General features: G+C 37.2%; 15 protein-coding genes and 1 pseudogene. 13 read left to right on the plus strand and 3 right to left on the minus strand.

Translation table 11 applies throughout. The features are described from left to right. Positions 1-531 precede the first annotated feature (531 nt). The 4 genes from NSU15_RS04945 (at position 532) to NSU15_RS04960 (ending at position 2,560) form a co-directional block, all read left to right on the plus strand. Positions 532-981 (plus strand): hypothetical protein, encoded by a 450-nt coding sequence (locus tag NSU15_RS04945; RefSeq protein ID WP_042124542.1) that lies wholly within the window; start codon positions 532-534, stop codon positions 979-981. A 78-nt stretch (positions 982-1,059) separates the two neighbouring features. Beyond that, positions 1,060-1,776, plus strand: coding sequence for a hypothetical protein (locus NSU15_RS04950; RefSeq protein ID WP_042124544.1), 717 nt, complete (start codon positions 1,060-1,062; stop codon positions 1,774-1,776). Next, positions 1,776-2,081, plus strand: coding sequence for a hypothetical protein (locus tag NSU15_RS04955; RefSeq protein ID WP_042124546.1), 306 nt, complete (start codon positions 1,776-1,778; stop codon positions 2,079-2,081). Before NSU15_RS04950 ends, NSU15_RS04955 begins: the two co-directional genes overlap by 1 nt. Before the next feature lie 14 nt (positions 2,082-2,095). Continuing rightward, complete coding sequence (locus NSU15_RS04960) at positions 2,096-2,560, plus strand: DUF2442 domain-containing protein (protein WP_197069745.1); 465 nt, start codon at positions 2,096-2,098, stop codon at positions 2,558-2,560. A gap of 111 nt (positions 2,561-2,671) precedes the next feature. On the opposite strand, the gene NSU15_RS04965 is transcribed toward NSU15_RS04960, so the two are convergent. Continuing rightward, positions 2,672-3,283, minus strand: a complete 612-nt coding sequence (locus tag NSU15_RS04965) for a recombinase family protein (protein ID WP_042124551.1) — start codon at positions 3,281-3,283, stop codon at positions 2,672-2,674. Positions 3,284-3,645: 362 nt separating this feature from the next. Between NSU15_RS04965 and NSU15_RS04970 the strand changes: the two genes are divergently transcribed. From NSU15_RS04970 to NSU15_RS05005, 8 genes and pseudogenes are all read left to right on the plus strand, one after another. Next, positions 3,646-4,260 carry a hypothetical protein gene (locus tag NSU15_RS04970; RefSeq protein ID WP_042124553.1) on the plus strand — a complete coding sequence of 205 codons (615 nt, stop codon included), beginning with the start codon at positions 3,646-3,648 and terminating at the stop codon, positions 4,258-4,260. Positions 4,261-5,180: 920 nt separating this feature from the next. Continuing rightward, entirely contained in the window at positions 5,181-6,254 is a 1,074-nt protein-coding gene (locus tag NSU15_RS04975; RefSeq protein WP_042124555.1) for a type II toxin-antitoxin system RnlA family toxin, read from the plus strand. Positions 6,255-6,278: 24 nt separating this feature from the next. Continuing rightward, a complete protein-coding gene (locus NSU15_RS04980) occupies positions 6,279-6,638 on the plus strand; it encodes a type II toxin-antitoxin system RnlB family antitoxin (RefSeq protein WP_052414468.1) in 360 nt (119 codons plus the stop codon). A gap of 276 nt (positions 6,639-6,914) precedes the next feature. Next, positions 6,915-7,064, plus strand: a pseudogene (locus NSU15_RS04985) (molecular chaperone GroEL); the annotation flags it as partial. Between the two features lie 305 nt (positions 7,065-7,369). Continuing rightward, positions 7,370-8,500: an ROK family protein gene (locus NSU15_RS04990; RefSeq protein WP_042124556.1), complete on the plus strand. Its 1,131-nt coding sequence runs from the start codon at positions 7,370-7,372 to the stop codon at positions 8,498-8,500. Positions 8,501-8,520: 20 nt separating this feature from the next. Next, a complete protein-coding gene (locus NSU15_RS04995; protein ID WP_042124558.1) occupies positions 8,521-9,243 on the plus strand; it encodes a 6-phosphogluconolactonase in 723 nt (240 codons plus the stop codon). A gap of 15 nt (positions 9,244-9,258) precedes the next feature. Beyond that, positions 9,259-10,170: an ROK family protein gene (locus NSU15_RS05000; protein WP_042124560.1), complete on the plus strand. Its 912-nt coding sequence runs from the start codon at positions 9,259-9,261 to the stop codon at positions 10,168-10,170. Between the two features lie 5 nt (positions 10,171-10,175). Next, the gene (locus NSU15_RS05005) at positions 10,176-11,561 is read left to right on the plus strand and encodes an alpha-galactosidase (protein WP_042124563.1); all 1,386 of its coding nucleotides are present in this window, start codon (positions 10,176-10,178) and stop codon (positions 11,559-11,561) included. A 70-nt stretch (positions 11,562-11,631) separates the two neighbouring features. Here NSU15_RS05005 and NSU15_RS05010 read toward each other — a convergent pair whose 3' ends face one another. Next, on the minus strand, positions 11,632-12,615 hold the full coding sequence (locus tag NSU15_RS05010; RefSeq protein WP_042131871.1) for a tRNA-dihydrouridine synthase: 984 nt from the start codon (positions 12,613-12,615) through the stop codon (positions 11,632-11,634). A 182-nt stretch (positions 12,616-12,797) separates the two neighbouring features. Then, on the minus strand, positions 12,798-13,775 hold the full coding sequence (locus tag NSU15_RS05015; protein ID WP_339289416.1) for a tRNA-dihydrouridine synthase: 978 nt from the start codon (positions 13,773-13,775) through the stop codon (positions 12,798-12,800). A gap of 222 nt (positions 13,776-13,997) precedes the next feature. On the opposite strand from NSU15_RS05015, the gene NSU15_RS05020 reads away from it, so the two are divergent. Next, positions 13,998-15,584, plus strand: a complete 1,587-nt coding sequence (locus NSU15_RS05020) for a PucR family transcriptional regulator ligand-binding domain-containing protein (RefSeq protein ID WP_339289418.1) — start codon at positions 13,998-14,000, stop codon at positions 15,582-15,584. Positions 15,585-15,659: the final 75 nt, after the last annotated feature.

The raw sequence follows: 15,659 nt of genomic DNA on the forward strand, positions 1-15,659 counted from the left end.
CATCGCACAACTTCGTTGTGCAACGTCTTAAAAGTAACATTTTGTTTCCCCACTTTTCTAAATAAATAGTTGTGTTATGTAACAATCACTCACAGTAAAGATATTATTTTATGCAATGTAACCCAAACGATTCGAAAAGCAGAGCGTTCGAATCGTGGACAAGGACATGGAGCGAAGCGGTGTCCGCGTCAGGCACTTTGAATCCTAATTAGAATAATACTTTATTCGGCTTTCGTAAGTATAGCAACTAACAAATAGGTTGTGAAAATGAGCGGATCATGGTATCATACCAATATATATAATTCTCAACGAAAGAGATGATCCAATATGAATCTTCATAGGTATCAGATTCCCAAGACTAACTTAAACGTTTTTGACAAGCAGAGTGGCTACTAAGCTACTCTGCTTTTTTATTTTGAAAAATTGGTAGTGTACTTTATTTAGTACCTTTAAGGGAGGTGGTATGAATGTAGTTTACTGACCCAAAACGATATGAATAACACAATTTAATCAGAGAGGATTGGTTTAAGCATGAAAACCACAAGATCAATAGACAACAAGGGTGATAACTTCCCTGTTAGTGAGAATCAAATGTTTATAGGACAAATAGCATCTTCTCCTGCTGTTGGGAAAATATTTGCTAAGAGAACTGAGTATTTGTCTGTAGTTAAGGAATTTAAGGAAGCAATTGAATTTCTCGGATTATCTAATCAAAGAAAAAACTCTACCGCTATCTTAATTTTAAAGAGTAATACTTATATTGAGATTGTTGAAAGAGAAGACTGTATTTTCCTAAATGTAAGCTTTAAAGGAGATAAAGCTGGATTCTCTGGATTAACTGATACAAAGGGATTCGGTTATAGAAAATTCTTGGAAAGTTACAAGCGACAACCCTCTATAATGGTTGCTCTGATTTGTGAAGAGACTAACGAGGAAACACTTTTTTTAGGAGTGAAAAATGTCAAACTAACGACTCTATAGGCATAGTAGGTAGCTTGATACTTTAAAGATGAGTCTGAATAAAACATCGGTTTTATTTATACCATAGGGGGTCTTTAAATGGAGAGTGAAGAACGTAGTAAGCAAATAAATGCGAAGTTCGAGAGTATTCTTCCAAAGTTATGGCAGAAGTCTCGAGAAAACGTTGAAACTTTGAAAATTGAGTATATGAAGACCCTGCATACGAAGCTTTTAGATGTTATACGAAACCAACTCACTATTCCAGCATTCTATAATTACTTCACAGGTTTTAGTATAGAAGATATATCAAGTGATGTAAGCATCATATTTGGAACCAATACTACTCTAAAAAAGGAAATATTGGAGTTTGAGTATTTGTCATTGCTAAGAACAGCGTTGACAAGCATAACAGGAGTTGATTATGAGATTTCGATTGTAGTCAATGAGGAAAACTCTGTTCCCGAATCCCTTGAGGGCAAGACTCTTGAAGAACTATGGATAATGGCATACGGAGAGAAGGATTTAGAAGAACGGAAAGCATTACATCAGAAGAGGAAGTTAAAGTCAGATTACGGTGAAGGAGAGATTAATTTAACTGATTGTCTTATGTGCGGTTGCAATGAGGTTCCAAATACTGATATAAGTATTGAACTAAAACTTGGAGGAGCATTGTTTATTGACTCCACTTTCAGGGGAGCCAAATGTACACAGTGTAATGAAATGTATTTTAATACTCCCACATCAGATTATATATTAAAACTCGCCAAAGTCTTTGATGAACTATTTCCTGAGCAGATTTCAAGAGAGGTGAAATAATGCACGAAGCACAGATGATTCAGGAGCGACTTAATCAACTTAACGAGAGTGTCAATGAATTGACTGACAATGTACTTTCAATTGTGTCTTATACAGATGAACGACTCAAAGCAATTGAAAAATTGATGTGGAAGATCGAGAGTAAATTGGTTGACCAAACTACAATCTTAAATTTGTTATCTGAAAATGAATTGATAGATCAGTTAGTAACACGGAAATATCATATGGATCGAGTTATACCTTTTCATCTCATGAGCCAAAAAGACAGATTAGAAACCATTGAAGCAATGAATGATGAGCTTTAAACAAGAATATGCCTATGAGCCGATTTGAGATAGTTTTTGGTACGAAACCAACTTATGCCTTGGAGAATGTTTTCGGAGCGGATACAACAACAGGGAAAGATTGGCTTGAAGTTCATTATGAATCAAGGATTAGAACTATATTGAAGACTATAACGAATATTGACTATAAGGTTTCATTTGTACTTAGAAGTAAAGAAAACAGAAATGAAGGGGATAAGATGTATAAAGACGTGGTTCTGGTAAGACCAGCCAACAATTTTAAACTGTTGCTCGAATTTGAAGGCAGAGAATTTCGAGTGTTTGATTTTCTAGCATATGGAAAAACTAAAAAGGGATTACCTTTGGAGATTTTAAATAACATAAACTTGTTTGAGAGCGTCAAGCTTGACGGAACAGGAACTATCTATTGGGACAATAAGTATGATCTTGCAATTGAATTTTTATATAATACAAGTGTTTTGGTATCAGAACTACTCTAAGGAGCAGAAGGTTAATGACTTCAATGGAGATTAGCTAAACTGTTATATGATAGTTGTGTAAACGTCAATAGCCCTAATCTTGTTATTAAGATTAGGGCTATTAAAGTATAATCACTTTCTAAGCTCCATCATTGACTTTTCTAGCTTCTTTAGTTCAGCGTACAATGTAGCTTTAGGTATGCCAGTGGACTTGATGATTTCGCTTACTGTCAGTCCATTTGTCTCGCGTTCGGCATACAGATTCAAAGCACGTTTGATGATGCTTGCATCCTTTGCAGGACGACCCATATGAGTACCTTTAGCTTTAGCTCGTTCTCTGCCTTCTGTTGTGCGGTCTACTATCAAGTCTCTCTCAAATTGTGCAAATGAGCCTAGCATGTTAAACATTAGTGTTTGCATAGGACTAGCCTTTTCAACAGCTTCAAAGTGTAGATTGTCCTTCAAGAACTTCACATTGATACCTCTAGCAAGCAAGTCATTGACGATCCTGTTCAGGTCGATGATGGAACGCGCTAAACGGTCGATCTTGGTTACGACTAGCGTATCGCCTTCTGACATGTCTTCTAATAGTTCTTTCAATGCAGAACGCTTCTCTGTGGATGTTCCAGTCACTTGCTCATGATAGATGTTAGCGCATCCTGCTTCTTTAAGAAGTAGCTTCTGAGTCTCTAGTCCATTGTCCTGCCCAATTGTCGATGTTCTAGCATATCCGTACATTGTCATTGTAATTACTCCATTCGTCTAAAAGTTTATTAACTTCTATACAATACATTTTAGACTATCTTCTAGACTATTACAAGTACAAATGTTTCAGACTTCTAAATTGTTTTCACCCTATGGCAAAAGTCGAAACTTATGGACAAATATACCAATAGATAATATGATTCGTAATTAAATATTTTTTCAAAATAAACAATAACATGATTTTATTGGCAACATAAGGAATGAAGAATATTACTCGAATAAAAGTTTCAGTAAAAGAATTTCAAAATAGAGTAACCAGAGTTGGATATGGGAGAAACTTATGACATACAGGAGTTTAAAACTCCGAACCAATATAAACAACAACAAGGGGATACAAAATTATGAAGAAATTACTTGCATCAGCTTTTCTTTTATTGGCTCTTACTGCTTGTAGTACCAATAATTATGCCAATACAAATACTGATATTGAAGAAGTTGTCGTTGAACCGAAGGCAAGTTGCGATACAGGAACATTAACAGATCAAATTTTCTGTTTGCTAGATGAGTCGGAATATTCAGAAGTATCATTCCGCATCGGTTACAATAACAAGCAAGATGAAAAGGTGTATAAAATGTTTAGGGATTATTCAAAAATCATGGAGAGTCCTGATGCAAGTTCCTCAGATGAGGATTTAAGAGTGCAATTATTAATGGGTAATTTGGTTGAGCAGGGTGTCTTAGATGCAAATAAAGCACTACCACATATCCAAACATTAAGTGATATGGTAATCAAAAAAACAAATGAGAGTATTGCAAAAAATCAAAAAATACTAGACGAGATGTACTATATTCCAGATATTGGTATGACCGAAGATGAAGTTCTCTCGTCTAAGTGGGGTAAACCTAAAGATGTTAATAGAACAACTACTGCATATGGAGTTAGCGAACAATGGGTGTATTATGGGGGAAGATATGTTTATCTTGAAGATGGTATTGTGACTAGCATTCAAGAATGAGAGAAAAAGAGATACTATGTTCTCAATAAAACTCGTATTTTATTTATACAGAAAGCTCTGAGATTATCTATTAGGGTTTAATATAGACAACAAGTAATGCTCTGTACAGGGGCGTTCTACTTCTTGAATTGGTCATAAGAAAAGCCCAAGGATGCTTCCTTTGGAATGTTTAGATATAATTTCAAGACATTCTATGCTATACGAGGAAGATAAGTGGAAAGCTGTAGATACAATATACAAGGATTAGTCACTCAATATGAGTGGCTTTTTGTTATGTAGGAAAGGGAGGGGATGGTTTACAGTTGGAAATTGATTGTTGTTGTAACGAAAAACTGGTACACATACAGCCAGATACTCAATAGTGTTTTGAAGTACTATTTTAGTGTTTTGATTTTCCCAACTTTCCCAAAAAAACATAAGCTGAGGGCATAGTGATACCTATAGATATAGGTGTAAGATTATATAGTGAAAAACATTATTCAAGACGGTAAAGCAAAGAGATAACAGCGGTACAGTTCATTGGTATGTTGGAACATAAAATGAACACATTCTGTAAGAACGTGAAGGAATAATGGAAACAAGCATAATAAAAAGCTGATTCCACTAGAAGCATTTTTGGTATTCTTCTTTAATTTGTCAGGCTTGGTTTTAGAGCGATATTTGGTTATAAGTGAATTTCGACAGTTTGTAAATAGTGAGAACAAAGGTACTATAAGTACCTCTTCACCTTAGCCTTCATTAAGAAAGCATTGAAGCCTGATATTCAAAATGTGTGTTAGAAAAATAATGTGAAGAGAGTGGAACAAGTGTTCTACAAACAGTATACCTGGTATAATCTATTAAACTCTTTATTTGAAAGTGTGTAAGTGATACAATAATATAGCCGTTCCATATAATAGAAAAGTTGGGAGATAGGGTTAATGAGCAATTTTCTTAAAAACCTTAACTTAGATAGGTCTAAGATAAAAGAACAGGTAGTAGAGTATTGTACAGAGGAGTTTACAACTTACTCTGTTTCAGATATTAGGCATATGAACAATACATTGTATAGATGTGATGTGAGCGGGGATACTAAAGAAATAGTGGTCGACTTTTACTTTAAGGGTAATGGAACCACTACAATTAAACCTGTTGGACAAAATCCTGATGATTCATTTAAAATTGGATTGTATCTTAAAACAAATCTTTGTAATACTAATACTGCAGGGGCGTCGTATTCAATTCAAAGTGTAGAAAATGAGGTTGTAACTGTTCTCATAGAATATCTTCTTGAATTAAATGGTGTTGCAAAAATAAATGAAGACGTAACTGATTTATATACACTTTATAAGTTTAAAAGTTTACATGGAGATAAAGTAGTAATTAAATATTTTATAAATAAGCGACTACAAATACAAGGCAAGCCATTATATTTGTATCAAGAGATTACGTGCTTCTTAGCTGAGTATTTCCCTTTTGAAGATATTGTAAAAGCACAATCCGATTTTTTTAGTGTATCAATCACAAAAGAGGATATACAAGAGGAGTTTGACAACTTACTTCCAAGTTCTAAAGACTTCTTAGGTGAACGGTTAAAATCTATTTTATCTCCTGCTTTAGCTTATAGACAAATTGACATCTCCCTTCCCGACTATACTGGTTTTGTATTTCCAGTATTGCGTGCTTTGGAGGGATATATAAAATTACTCTTCCAAACGAAGAACATAAGAATTAAAAAGAGAAATGGTTTTGATGAATATATATTTTTCGATGGTCAAAAACACTTCCTTCGACCTGAAACAACTATTCAAATAAATTGTCCTGATACTTGTCACGCAATCGAAAGGTCTTTTAATTACTTCAACGAGCATAGAAATGAACTATTCCATGCAGATGGAATAGATGCTAATATAAGACTTGTGGAAACAAAACAAGAAGCAGTACGTATAATAGATAAAACTTTTCAAATTATTGAAGAGACCTATACATCTATTCCAGTCCAATCCTCAGTCTAACTCAATCAAAGGGAGGGTTTTAACTTGAAGACATTTAAACTTCAAAAAATAGAGGACCAGTCAGTATACTCATTTTTAATCTTGTCCACAAGTTATCTCAATCCTTTAGACGACTTGGATGAACTTGAAGACACACTGGGAAATGAATTTTGCGGAAAGATTCTGTTTGATTTACTGCTCTCTAATGGAAACTCCTCTAATAGATATATTGAAGCTAACTATAATGGGAAGTCTTTTGATTACGCTAGCTTTAAAATTCCGAATACGATCGATAAGAAGGTAAGGGATATCTCAACGTATTTTTATTCTAATAATGAACAATTTTTGAATAGTAATGTCGTTAGTAATGCATTTAAGTTCCTTCTCAAAAAGGGGCTTGTATAAATAAGAAGGTCTCTAGTCTCTTTGTAACTTAGAAGAGATTAGGGACTTTTTATTTCGGATAATGACTTTATTAATAATTGTCGATGCAAGAAATAATCAGGGATTCTCACGTCTGAATTTTTCCTTGTAATGATTAAATATGCTTAATTATTCGGTTTACAGAACTATATCATATGACTACTTTACATAAACATATCACCACTTTATAATTGAAATTGCAACATTAATACGAGAAGTAGTCTATATTCTTTAGATAGTGAATAAACGTGATTATACCAATAGATGAGCCGTTCTGCTCTTCAAAACGCTGCATCTGTAGCGGCTATGTTCTTGACTACTGAAGCAGTAATTGCTGACAAGCCAGAACCAGAAAAACCAGGTATGCCTGACATGGGCGGCATGGGTGGAATGGGCGGCATGATGTAATAAGGCTGATTAAGCCTTGAAATAGGGATGGATTAGAGGCTTCTCATGAGTTCATTGAACTTGTGGGAAGCTTCTTTTTTTGTGGTGTGCCTAGAAAAAACACTTGTAAATGGCTGCATCATAAAGCAGTTTGATTTAATTTTAAGATAGAGAATAGATTAATTTAAGAAAGTTAAATAAATGCACTTGAGCTTTCACTCTAGTGAATATATAATAAATGTAAGAGGTCGTTTCAGACCTGTATTTTTTTTAATAATTATTTAACTTACTTTATTAATTAAATTAAATAAAAGTATGGAGGACCTATGAAATCATTTCTGCCCAATGATATTAAAGATGAGAACAGGAAAATAGTCTTCGATATTTTGCTTCAACATCCTGAACTGGCGAAAGTCGAGATTTCAGAAAAAACAGCAATGAGCTTTGTTACTGTAAGCAAGATTGTCACTTTTTTTGAACAGATTGGTTTATTGACTGCCACTGGTGAAAGTCGAGAAGGCTCTGGCGGCTTGGGAAGAAAACGTACGGTTTACAGATTTAATGAAAACAGCTATACGACAATCGGAATACAGATTATTGGCAATACGATTACGGCGTTACTTATTAATCTACACGGCAAGATCATAGATTCGTATTCGATTGAAACAGATATTCCGTTCCATAGTCAGCAGTTCACTTCGGTATTTATAAAGCTTGTGGAAAATTTGAAGAGTAAAGCGAAGGAAACAAATAGTGTTGTTTTAGGGATTGGTATTGGCGTTGATGGCGCGATCAATATAAGAAAGAAAACGATTCGGATGAGAACTCATCACAATAAAGAAAACGATTTTGAGTATGAGTCTATTATTGAAAATCTCAAGCGTGAAGTGAATTTGCCTATTCTTCTGGAGAATGATGTGAACGCAGCGACTGTGGCGGAATTTCGGAATCTTGAAAACTCAGATCAAGCACCGACGAGTCTCGTTCATGTAGCTGCAGGTGATGGGGTCGGGGGCGGTTTGATTATCAACAAAGAGCTGCACCGCGGCGTTAATGCAAGAGCAGGCGAGCTGGAGTATATGTGCTTTGATTCAGAATACAAGCGGACTCCATCATCAGTTGGTTGGCTGGAAAGCAGATTAGCCATTAAGTACTTGCTAAGCGCATATGATTTGAATTCAGCTAATGACGTAGAAGCTTGCATTGATTATGTTTCGAAGAATCTGGCTTTAACGATTACAAATATAATCAGCATTCTGGATATCGATCAGGTCATTATTAGCGGTAAAACGGTAGCGCTGTTCCCGGAACGTATATTGGATCGTACGAAAAGCTATGTCGAGCAATATACGGAGTGGACTCCACAAATTTCTGTGAGTGACTTACATCAATCAACAGCAATGGGAGCAGCGATACTTATTCTCCAGCAAGAGATGATGAACGTCATTTCGGATTAAACAACAAGGAAGTGAACAATATGATCAGAATCTTTGATAACGAAGAAGAAGTAGCAAATGAAATTGCCAGAGAGATGAAAGATCGTTTAATTAACGATCAGCATCCCGTGTTCTGCCTGGCTTCAGGGAGTACTCCACAAAAAAGCTATCAGAAATTTTCCAATGATGCGGACCTCCAATCGAAAATCAAAAGGCTTCACATCGTTAGCTTGGATGAGTGGGTTGGTATAGATAAAAGCTCTGAAGGAAGCTGCTATCAGATGTTGAATCAAGATCTATTTTCGCAGATTTCACTGGATGGTAGCCAGATTGAATTTTTTAACGGAACATCGCCGGATATAGAGCAGGAATGTTTACGAATGGATCGCTTTATCGAGCAGCACCCGATTACCTTCAGCTTGATGGGCGTAGGTATGAATGGACATATTGGATTAAATGAACCTGGCGGCCCAGTATTGAATCGTAGTAGTGTTGTGGAATTGTCGGAAACGACTAAGATAGTCGCCCAAAAATATTTTCTTAAGCAGACTGAATTAAAGCAAGGCATTACATTAGGTTTGGAACAGATTGCAAGTAGTAAAAGAGTTGTTGTCGTCATAACTGGAGAGCGCAAAGCCGCTATCGTAAAGGAGATTCTCACAAATCCTGACGCACAACTGCCTGCCCAGCGATTGCTTGGTTATGAGCATATAGATTTCTATTTGGATGCTGCAGCAGCTAAATATATTGATCAGTCATCATAGTTGAGGAGCGTAAATATGGGTAGCTTCGTTATTGGAGTAGATATTGGAGGAACAAATATTAGGGTTGGATTAGTGAACGAGCAACTTGAACTTGTTCGGAAGGCGTCGGCATTAACAAGAGATTTCCAAGACGCTGACGAAATTTTCAAAGCTGTCAAGGAAATGACCGCGAAAGTTGATTATGAACAGCAAGCAAGTAAGATAGGCATTGTATTGCCGATTCCTTGGAATGATCAAACACAGATTATTCGAGATATAACCAATATTCCTTGCCTAGAGAATGTGAGTATCGAAACTATCAGGGCGTTCTTTCCAAATTATGAAGTGTCTTTTGAGAATGATGTAAACGTGATCACCGTGCTTGAATCGGATCATGGAGCTGCCAAGCCTTATAAACAATCCATTTATATAACGGTTAGTTCAGGAATTGGATGCGGCATTATACTTGATAAAAAAATTATTCAAGGCGCTCATGGATATGCGGGTGAGATCGGAAGCATGATTATTTCCGACAGCAAAAGAAACCATTCAACGTTGTATAACGGTACATTGGAATCTCTATGCAGCGGCACAGCTCTTGAAGCGGAAAGTAAGCTTTTATATGGTAGCGATGCCACCTCGGGTTTGCTGTTTGAACGCTATCATAGGGGGGACCAGCAAGCGATTGAAGTGATTGATAGATGGGTGGAGTACTTTTCCAACGCAATAGTTAATTTGATGCAAATCATTGATCCGAACATTATTGTTGTCGGAGGAGCGGTCATTCATCACAACCAGTGGCTGATTGATAGCGTTATTGAAAGCGCTAAAAAGAAAGTTCTTCCACACTTAAAAGAGAACATTAAAATCGTGTTGACTGAATTTGGACCTGATGCCGGAATGATTGGTGCCAGCTATAGCATTTATAAAAAAACAAAAGGAGCTTGAAGACCATGAAAAAGTTGAAGGTTGCGTTAATCGGAGCAGGAAGTGTTTCCTTTGGACTAGGAGCACTTCAAGATCTCGTGTTATCAGAACGTTTGAGAAATCAAGTAGAACTCGAAATCGCACTTATGGATATTGTAGAAGAGAATGTGAATAGAACGTACAAGTATGCAACCGAAATGTTTACGGCATTTTCTCATCCTGCGAAGATTTGGCAAACGACGAATTTGGAAGATGCCTTAAGAGAGGCTGACTTCTCCATCGTTGCGATTGAGGTAGAAAGATATCATTACTGGTCACAAGACTTCCACATTCCGCGCCGTTACGGTAGCAAACAGCTATATGGAGAAAACGGCGGACCAGGATCAATGTTCCACACCTTGAGAAATTTAGGTCCGATGCTGGAAATTGCAAAGACAATGGAGAAGGTATGTCCAGATGCCTGGCTGATTAACTATACGAATCCGGAAGCGAAGCTAGTGGAAGCCATCTCCAAATTAACTTCAATCAAAGTGGTGGGCTTGTGCCATGGTTTAGACATGGGGATTCATCAGCTAGCTGAATTCCTGGAGATGGATAGTAAAGATATTGCAGTTGAAGGCGGCGGATTGAACCACTTTGGCTTCTTTACGAAGATCTGGAACAAGAGTACGGGAGAGGATTTATACCCTCTATTCCATGACAAAGAAAAGCAAGCTAACCGTTTGGCACATTTCGATCATATTGGATTGTCCAGAACCTTGTACCATACGTATGGCTACTACCCTTACCCCGGGACTAACCATTGTGGAGAGTATATTTCTTGGGCAGAGGATTTCTATGCTGGACTACCTTTGCAGTTCCGTTACAATCCAATGAGCGAGCAGCTGTGGAAGAAGGACTCCAGAACACCTGAATTTGTATACTGTGCAAGTGGCAGTACTTTGGATAAAGGCTTATTCGAGAATACGCTGAATCAAGAGCAGTGGTCTGAGCAGGCTTATCTATTTGATAAAGATAAGGTTCAAATTAGTAATGAATATGCAATACCAATTATTGAAGCGATTTTCTTCGACGATGAAATCGAGTTGAATGCTGTTAATATGCCAAACCACGGCGCTATTAAAGGACTTCCAGAGGATATGGTTGTTGAAACACAAGCGATCGTTAATAAAAAGGGTATCGTATTTAAGCCAATGACGGTTGAACTGCCAACTGCCATTATCGGAATGATCCATATTCAAGGTACAATCCATAAGCTGTTACTTGAGGCGTTTCTTGAAGAGTCGAGAACAAAATTGCTGCAAGCGATCCTGCTTGATCCGCAAGCACCAACCTACTATCAAGCTTGTGCGATGATCGATGAAATGTGTGAGCTGCAAAAAGAAATACTGCCAAAGCTGGAGTGGAAGTAAGACATCTTTAATAAAAACGGCCTCAGTCTGATGAAATTCAGAACTGAGGCCATTTATTTTGCATTACATATTATTCAGAATCTGCATCCAGAAAAGGTTGTACTAAACGACGTACCTCATCGGTTGCATTCGTCTCCATCAATTGATTTCTTAGTTCGTCGGCTCCGTCAAATCCACGAATATAGATTTTGAAGAAGCTTCGAAGTGGATTAAACAGACGTGGTTCAACCTCTTTTGAATATTTATCGTGAAGATCTAGATGGAAAAGTAGAAGGTTAAGAAGCTCCTCCACACTATGTTCTTTAGGTTCTAGTTCGAAAGCATATGGATTTTTGAAAATACCGCGGCCAATCATGACTCCATCAACCCCGTATTGCTCTACTAATTTCAAGCCCGTTGCACGGTCAGGAATATCCCCATTAATGGTTAGCAACGTATTTGGGGCGATCTCATCGCGTAATTTTTTGATTTCGGGGATGAGCTCCCAGTGTGCATCTACTTTGCTCATCTCTTTTTTTGTACGGAGGTGTATGGACAGATTCGCAATATCTTGTCTCAATACATTTCCTAACCAATCGCGCCACTCATCAATTTCGCTATATCCTAATCTTGTTTTAACACTAACCGGCAATCCACCAGCTTTAGTCGCTTTAATAATTTCTGCTGCCACTTCAGGATGTCGAATTAATCCAGCACCTTTTCCATTGGTTGCGACGTTTTTTACTGGGCATCCCATGTTTATATCGATACCACGAAAACCAAGTTTTTTCATATCCATGCTCATTCGTTCAAAATACTCCGGGTTATTGCCCCAAATATGAGCGACCATCGGTTGTTCATCTTCCGTGAACCTTAATCGAGTAAGCACACTTTCCTTTACCTTTAATTTAGGGTGACAGTAGTATTCTGTATTTGCGAATTCCGTGAAGAACACATCGGGTTTTGCAGCTGCACTAACCACGTGACGAAATACAACATCTGTGACATCTTCCATAGGTGCCAATATAAAAAACGGCTTCGGTAAATCAAGCCAAAAATTTTGTTCGTTACTCATAAGCTCTCCTTCTTTTGCAACATTTTGCCCATCATACATAGTATCATTTCTTTTCGTTTAATGCACAGAATTAAAAATGAAAAGCCTCTCGTAGGAAAACGAGAGGCCTTTCATTCTGTTAAGCATTAGATAGTTTTGTACTGTCTAATTGACGGACGGGGCAATTCACAGTTTAATATGCCTCATTCTAATTCTTGTTCTAAAACAGTTTTTACTAAACGACGTACTTCATCTGTTGATCTTGTATCCATTAATTGGTTTCTTAATTCGCTTGCGCCTCTAAATCCACGAACATAGATTTTGAAAAAGCGGAGAAGTGGTTTAAATGAACGTGGCTCGAGTTCATTTGAATATTTATCGTGAAGATCCAACTGTAATAGAAGTAAATTGAGAAAATCCTTTGGACTATGTTCTTTAGGTTCTTTTTCAAAAGCAAATGGATTGGTGAAGATGCCGCGGCCAATCATGACACCATCAACGCCGTATTGTTCAACTAGCTTTAATCCTGTTGCGCGGTCCGGGATATCTCCATTTATAGTTAATAACGTATTTGGAGCAATTTCATCGCGTAATTTTTTGATCTCAGGGATTAGCTCCCAGTGTGCATCTACTTTACTCATTTCTTCTTTTGTACGAAGGTGAATGGAAAGATTCGCAATATCTTGCTTAAATATATGTGTTAACCAACCCCGCCACTCATCAATCTCAGAGTAACCCAATCTTGTTTTAACACTAACCGGCAATCCACCGGCTTTTGCTGCTTGAATAATTTCTGCTGCAACCTCAGGATGTAGTATTAATCCAGCACCTTTTCCATTGGATGCGACGTTTTGTGCGGGGCATCCCATGTTTAAATCGATACCGCGAAAACCAAGTTTTTTCATATCAATACTCATCTGTTCAAAAAATACAGGTTTATCACCCCAAATATGAGCGACAATCGGTTGCTCATCTTCTGTGAACGTTAATCGACCACGTACACTGTCTTTTCCTACAGGGTGACAATAGCTTTCTGTATTAGTGAATTCTGTGAAAAACACGTCGGGTTTGGCAGCTTCACTAATCACGTGACGAAATACAACATCTGTGACATCTTCCATTGGTGCTAATATAAAAAACGGCTTCGGTAAATCAAGCCAAAAGTTTTGTTCGTTACTCATATTATCTCCTCTTGTTGCGATATATAAAAACATATAAGTTATAGCAAAGACCTTTTACCCAACATACATAGTATCATTTTTTTTCGTTTATTGCACAGAAGAAAGGAGAATACATATAGCGAAATCAATATACATAGCTTATAGCTTGAAGTGCTAAAATAAGATGTATAAAGCTTTATTAATGGCAACATGAGATAACAATACAGTAGAAGTGGTGAAGATATGGGGATAACTGTAAAAGATATGCTGCAACTTCCTTCCTTTCGAGGAGCAAAGGTGCTAACTGGAAATAATAATCTATACCGCACCATTTCTTCTTTATCCGTACTAGAGGTTTCAAATGCGGATTATTCTTCTCAAATTGTCCATTCCATTCAAGAAGAGTGGTATGCGGAAGAGATAGTGATCAGCTCTTTTTACTCCATTAAGGACAGTGTAGAGAAACAGTGTGAAACGATTGAGTACTTGCACGAGCTTGGAGAAGTAGGGTTGATCTTATACTATGTAGGAATTATCATTCCTGAAGTAGCTGACGAGGTACTGCAATTAGCAGAGTCCAAAAATTTCATCATCATTTGTATGCCGGAAAATGATTTTTCACTTCGTTACAACGAAGTGATTTATGAAGTGATGGAAGCGATTGTTCTGAACAATCAGACGATCAATGATAATTTTGTAAATGAAGCGTTAGAGAAAGTATCCCTTTTGCCAGAACACTCACGGAGCGTCGAAATTACGCTGAAAATATTGTCTGATCGGCTGAAAGCGAACGTCATCCTGACGAACACCCAGTTAGATATCGTAAATCAAGTAATGTGGCCCCGTAATTCATCGTTAAACGTGGGGTATATTATTGAGACCTACGCCCCCTATTTGAAGAATATGACGAAAGGACAAGCAGAGCCTGTTTCAAATTGCTATGTGGAATACAAGAGTATTCATCAAAAAAACGGAGAAGCGCTGCATTTATTTTTGATTAAAGAGAACTCAAAATTACCTGCGAAGACCATCGATAAAATCAGCGAGGTTGTACAAGTAGCGATCAATTTGTGGGGGGATAAGCATAACGAGGTTAGCGAATATGCCTTGGTAAAAGCAATTATTAATGATGAAAGCGAAAAAATGCGAAGACTAGCTCATTTTCTCCACATTGATGTCTCTTCCATTCAGATGATGTGGTTAGTATATATTCACGATTTATCGCAAGAGAAACAAATTCGTGAAGAGCTGGAAGAGCATTTGTTCAAATATTATAAAACGGCGGTCATTCAAACTATCGATCATTGTATAATAGCCCTCATGGGAAATTGCTCTTACAAGTACAATGAGTATGAAATTGCAGCGGAGTATATTGACACGACGAATTCAGCTCCGCTTATATCCGAAATGGTCTATGCTCCCCGAATGAGAAATACACAAGACGTACGACGCATGTATCGGCTGGTGAACAGTGTGGGACGGAAAGTTCATCTGATGTATGAGCATCGTAAATTGTACACAGCAGCCGAGATGCGTTCTATGAAACAAGCTATTGAGTTAAGTGAACAGGGAGAAGAAATCCTTGAAGAATGGATGTCTGTGATTGATCCCATTCTAGGTGATCCAGAGTCGATAAAAACACTCATAACCTTCTTGTTAGATGCAAAGGGGAATTTTGATAACTGTGGGAAAATGCTGTTTGTTCATAAAAATACAGTAAAATATCGTATTAGAAAGATCAGTGAATTAATAGGTTATGATGTAACCGTCAACTCTGAATCTTACGATGTGTATATCGCTTGCATGATTTATCGACTCACACATAGCTAGTATAATCCGTAGTTTTTGTCGAATAAGACAAAAATCACGGATTTTTTTTTATTTTAGAAAAAGACGTAATCCCAT

The organism is Paenibacillus sp. FSL E2-0201 (assembly GCF_037963325.1).
Taxonomy (GTDB): domain Bacteria; phylum Bacillota; class Bacilli; order Paenibacillales; family Paenibacillaceae; genus Paenibacillus_AQ.

Bases quoted from the DNA above. Each gene is read 5' to 3' on its own strand.
- NSU15_RS05005 (WP_042124563.1), top strand. From the start codon at position 10,176: ATGAAAAAGTTGAAGGTTGCGTTAATCGGAGCAGGAAGTGTTTCCTTT.
- NSU15_RS04950 (WP_042124544.1), top strand. From the start codon at position 1,060: ATGGAGAGTGAAGAACGTAGTAAGCAAATAAATGCGAAGTTCGAGAGT.
- NSU15_RS04965 (WP_042124551.1), bottom strand. From the start codon at position 3,283: ATGACAATGTACGGATATGCTAGAACATCGACAATTGGGCAGGACAAT.
- NSU15_RS04990 (WP_042124556.1), top strand. From the start codon at position 7,370: ATGAAATCATTTCTGCCCAATGATATTAAAGATGAGAACAGGAAAATA.
- NSU15_RS04975 (WP_042124555.1), top strand. From the start codon at position 5,181: ATGAGCAATTTTCTTAAAAACCTTAACTTAGATAGGTCTAAGATAAAA.
- NSU15_RS05010 (WP_042131871.1), bottom strand. From the start codon at position 12,615: ATGAGTAACGAACAAAATTTTTGGCTTGATTTACCGAAGCCGTTTTTT.
- NSU15_RS04995 (WP_042124558.1), top strand. From the start codon at position 8,521: ATGATCAGAATCTTTGATAACGAAGAAGAAGTAGCAAATGAAATTGCC.
- NSU15_RS05015 (WP_339289416.1), bottom strand. From the start codon at position 13,775: ATGAGTAACGAACAAAACTTTTGGCTTGATTTACCGAAGCCGTTTTTT.
- NSU15_RS04970 (WP_042124553.1), top strand. From the start codon at position 3,646: ATGAAGAAATTACTTGCATCAGCTTTTCTTTTATTGGCTCTTACTGCT.
- NSU15_RS05020 (WP_339289418.1), top strand. From the start codon at position 13,998: ATGGGGATAACTGTAAAAGATATGCTGCAACTTCCTTCCTTTCGAGGA.
- NSU15_RS04960 (WP_197069745.1), top strand. From the start codon at position 2,096: ATGAGCCGATTTGAGATAGTTTTTGGTACGAAACCAACTTATGCCTTG.
- NSU15_RS04945 (WP_042124542.1), top strand. From the start codon at position 532: ATGAAAACCACAAGATCAATAGACAACAAGGGTGATAACTTCCCTGTT.
- NSU15_RS05000 (WP_042124560.1), top strand. From the start codon at position 9,259: ATGGGTAGCTTCGTTATTGGAGTAGATATTGGAGGAACAAATATTAGG.
- NSU15_RS04955 (WP_042124546.1), top strand. From the start codon at position 1,776: ATGCACGAAGCACAGATGATTCAGGAGCGACTTAATCAACTTAACGAG.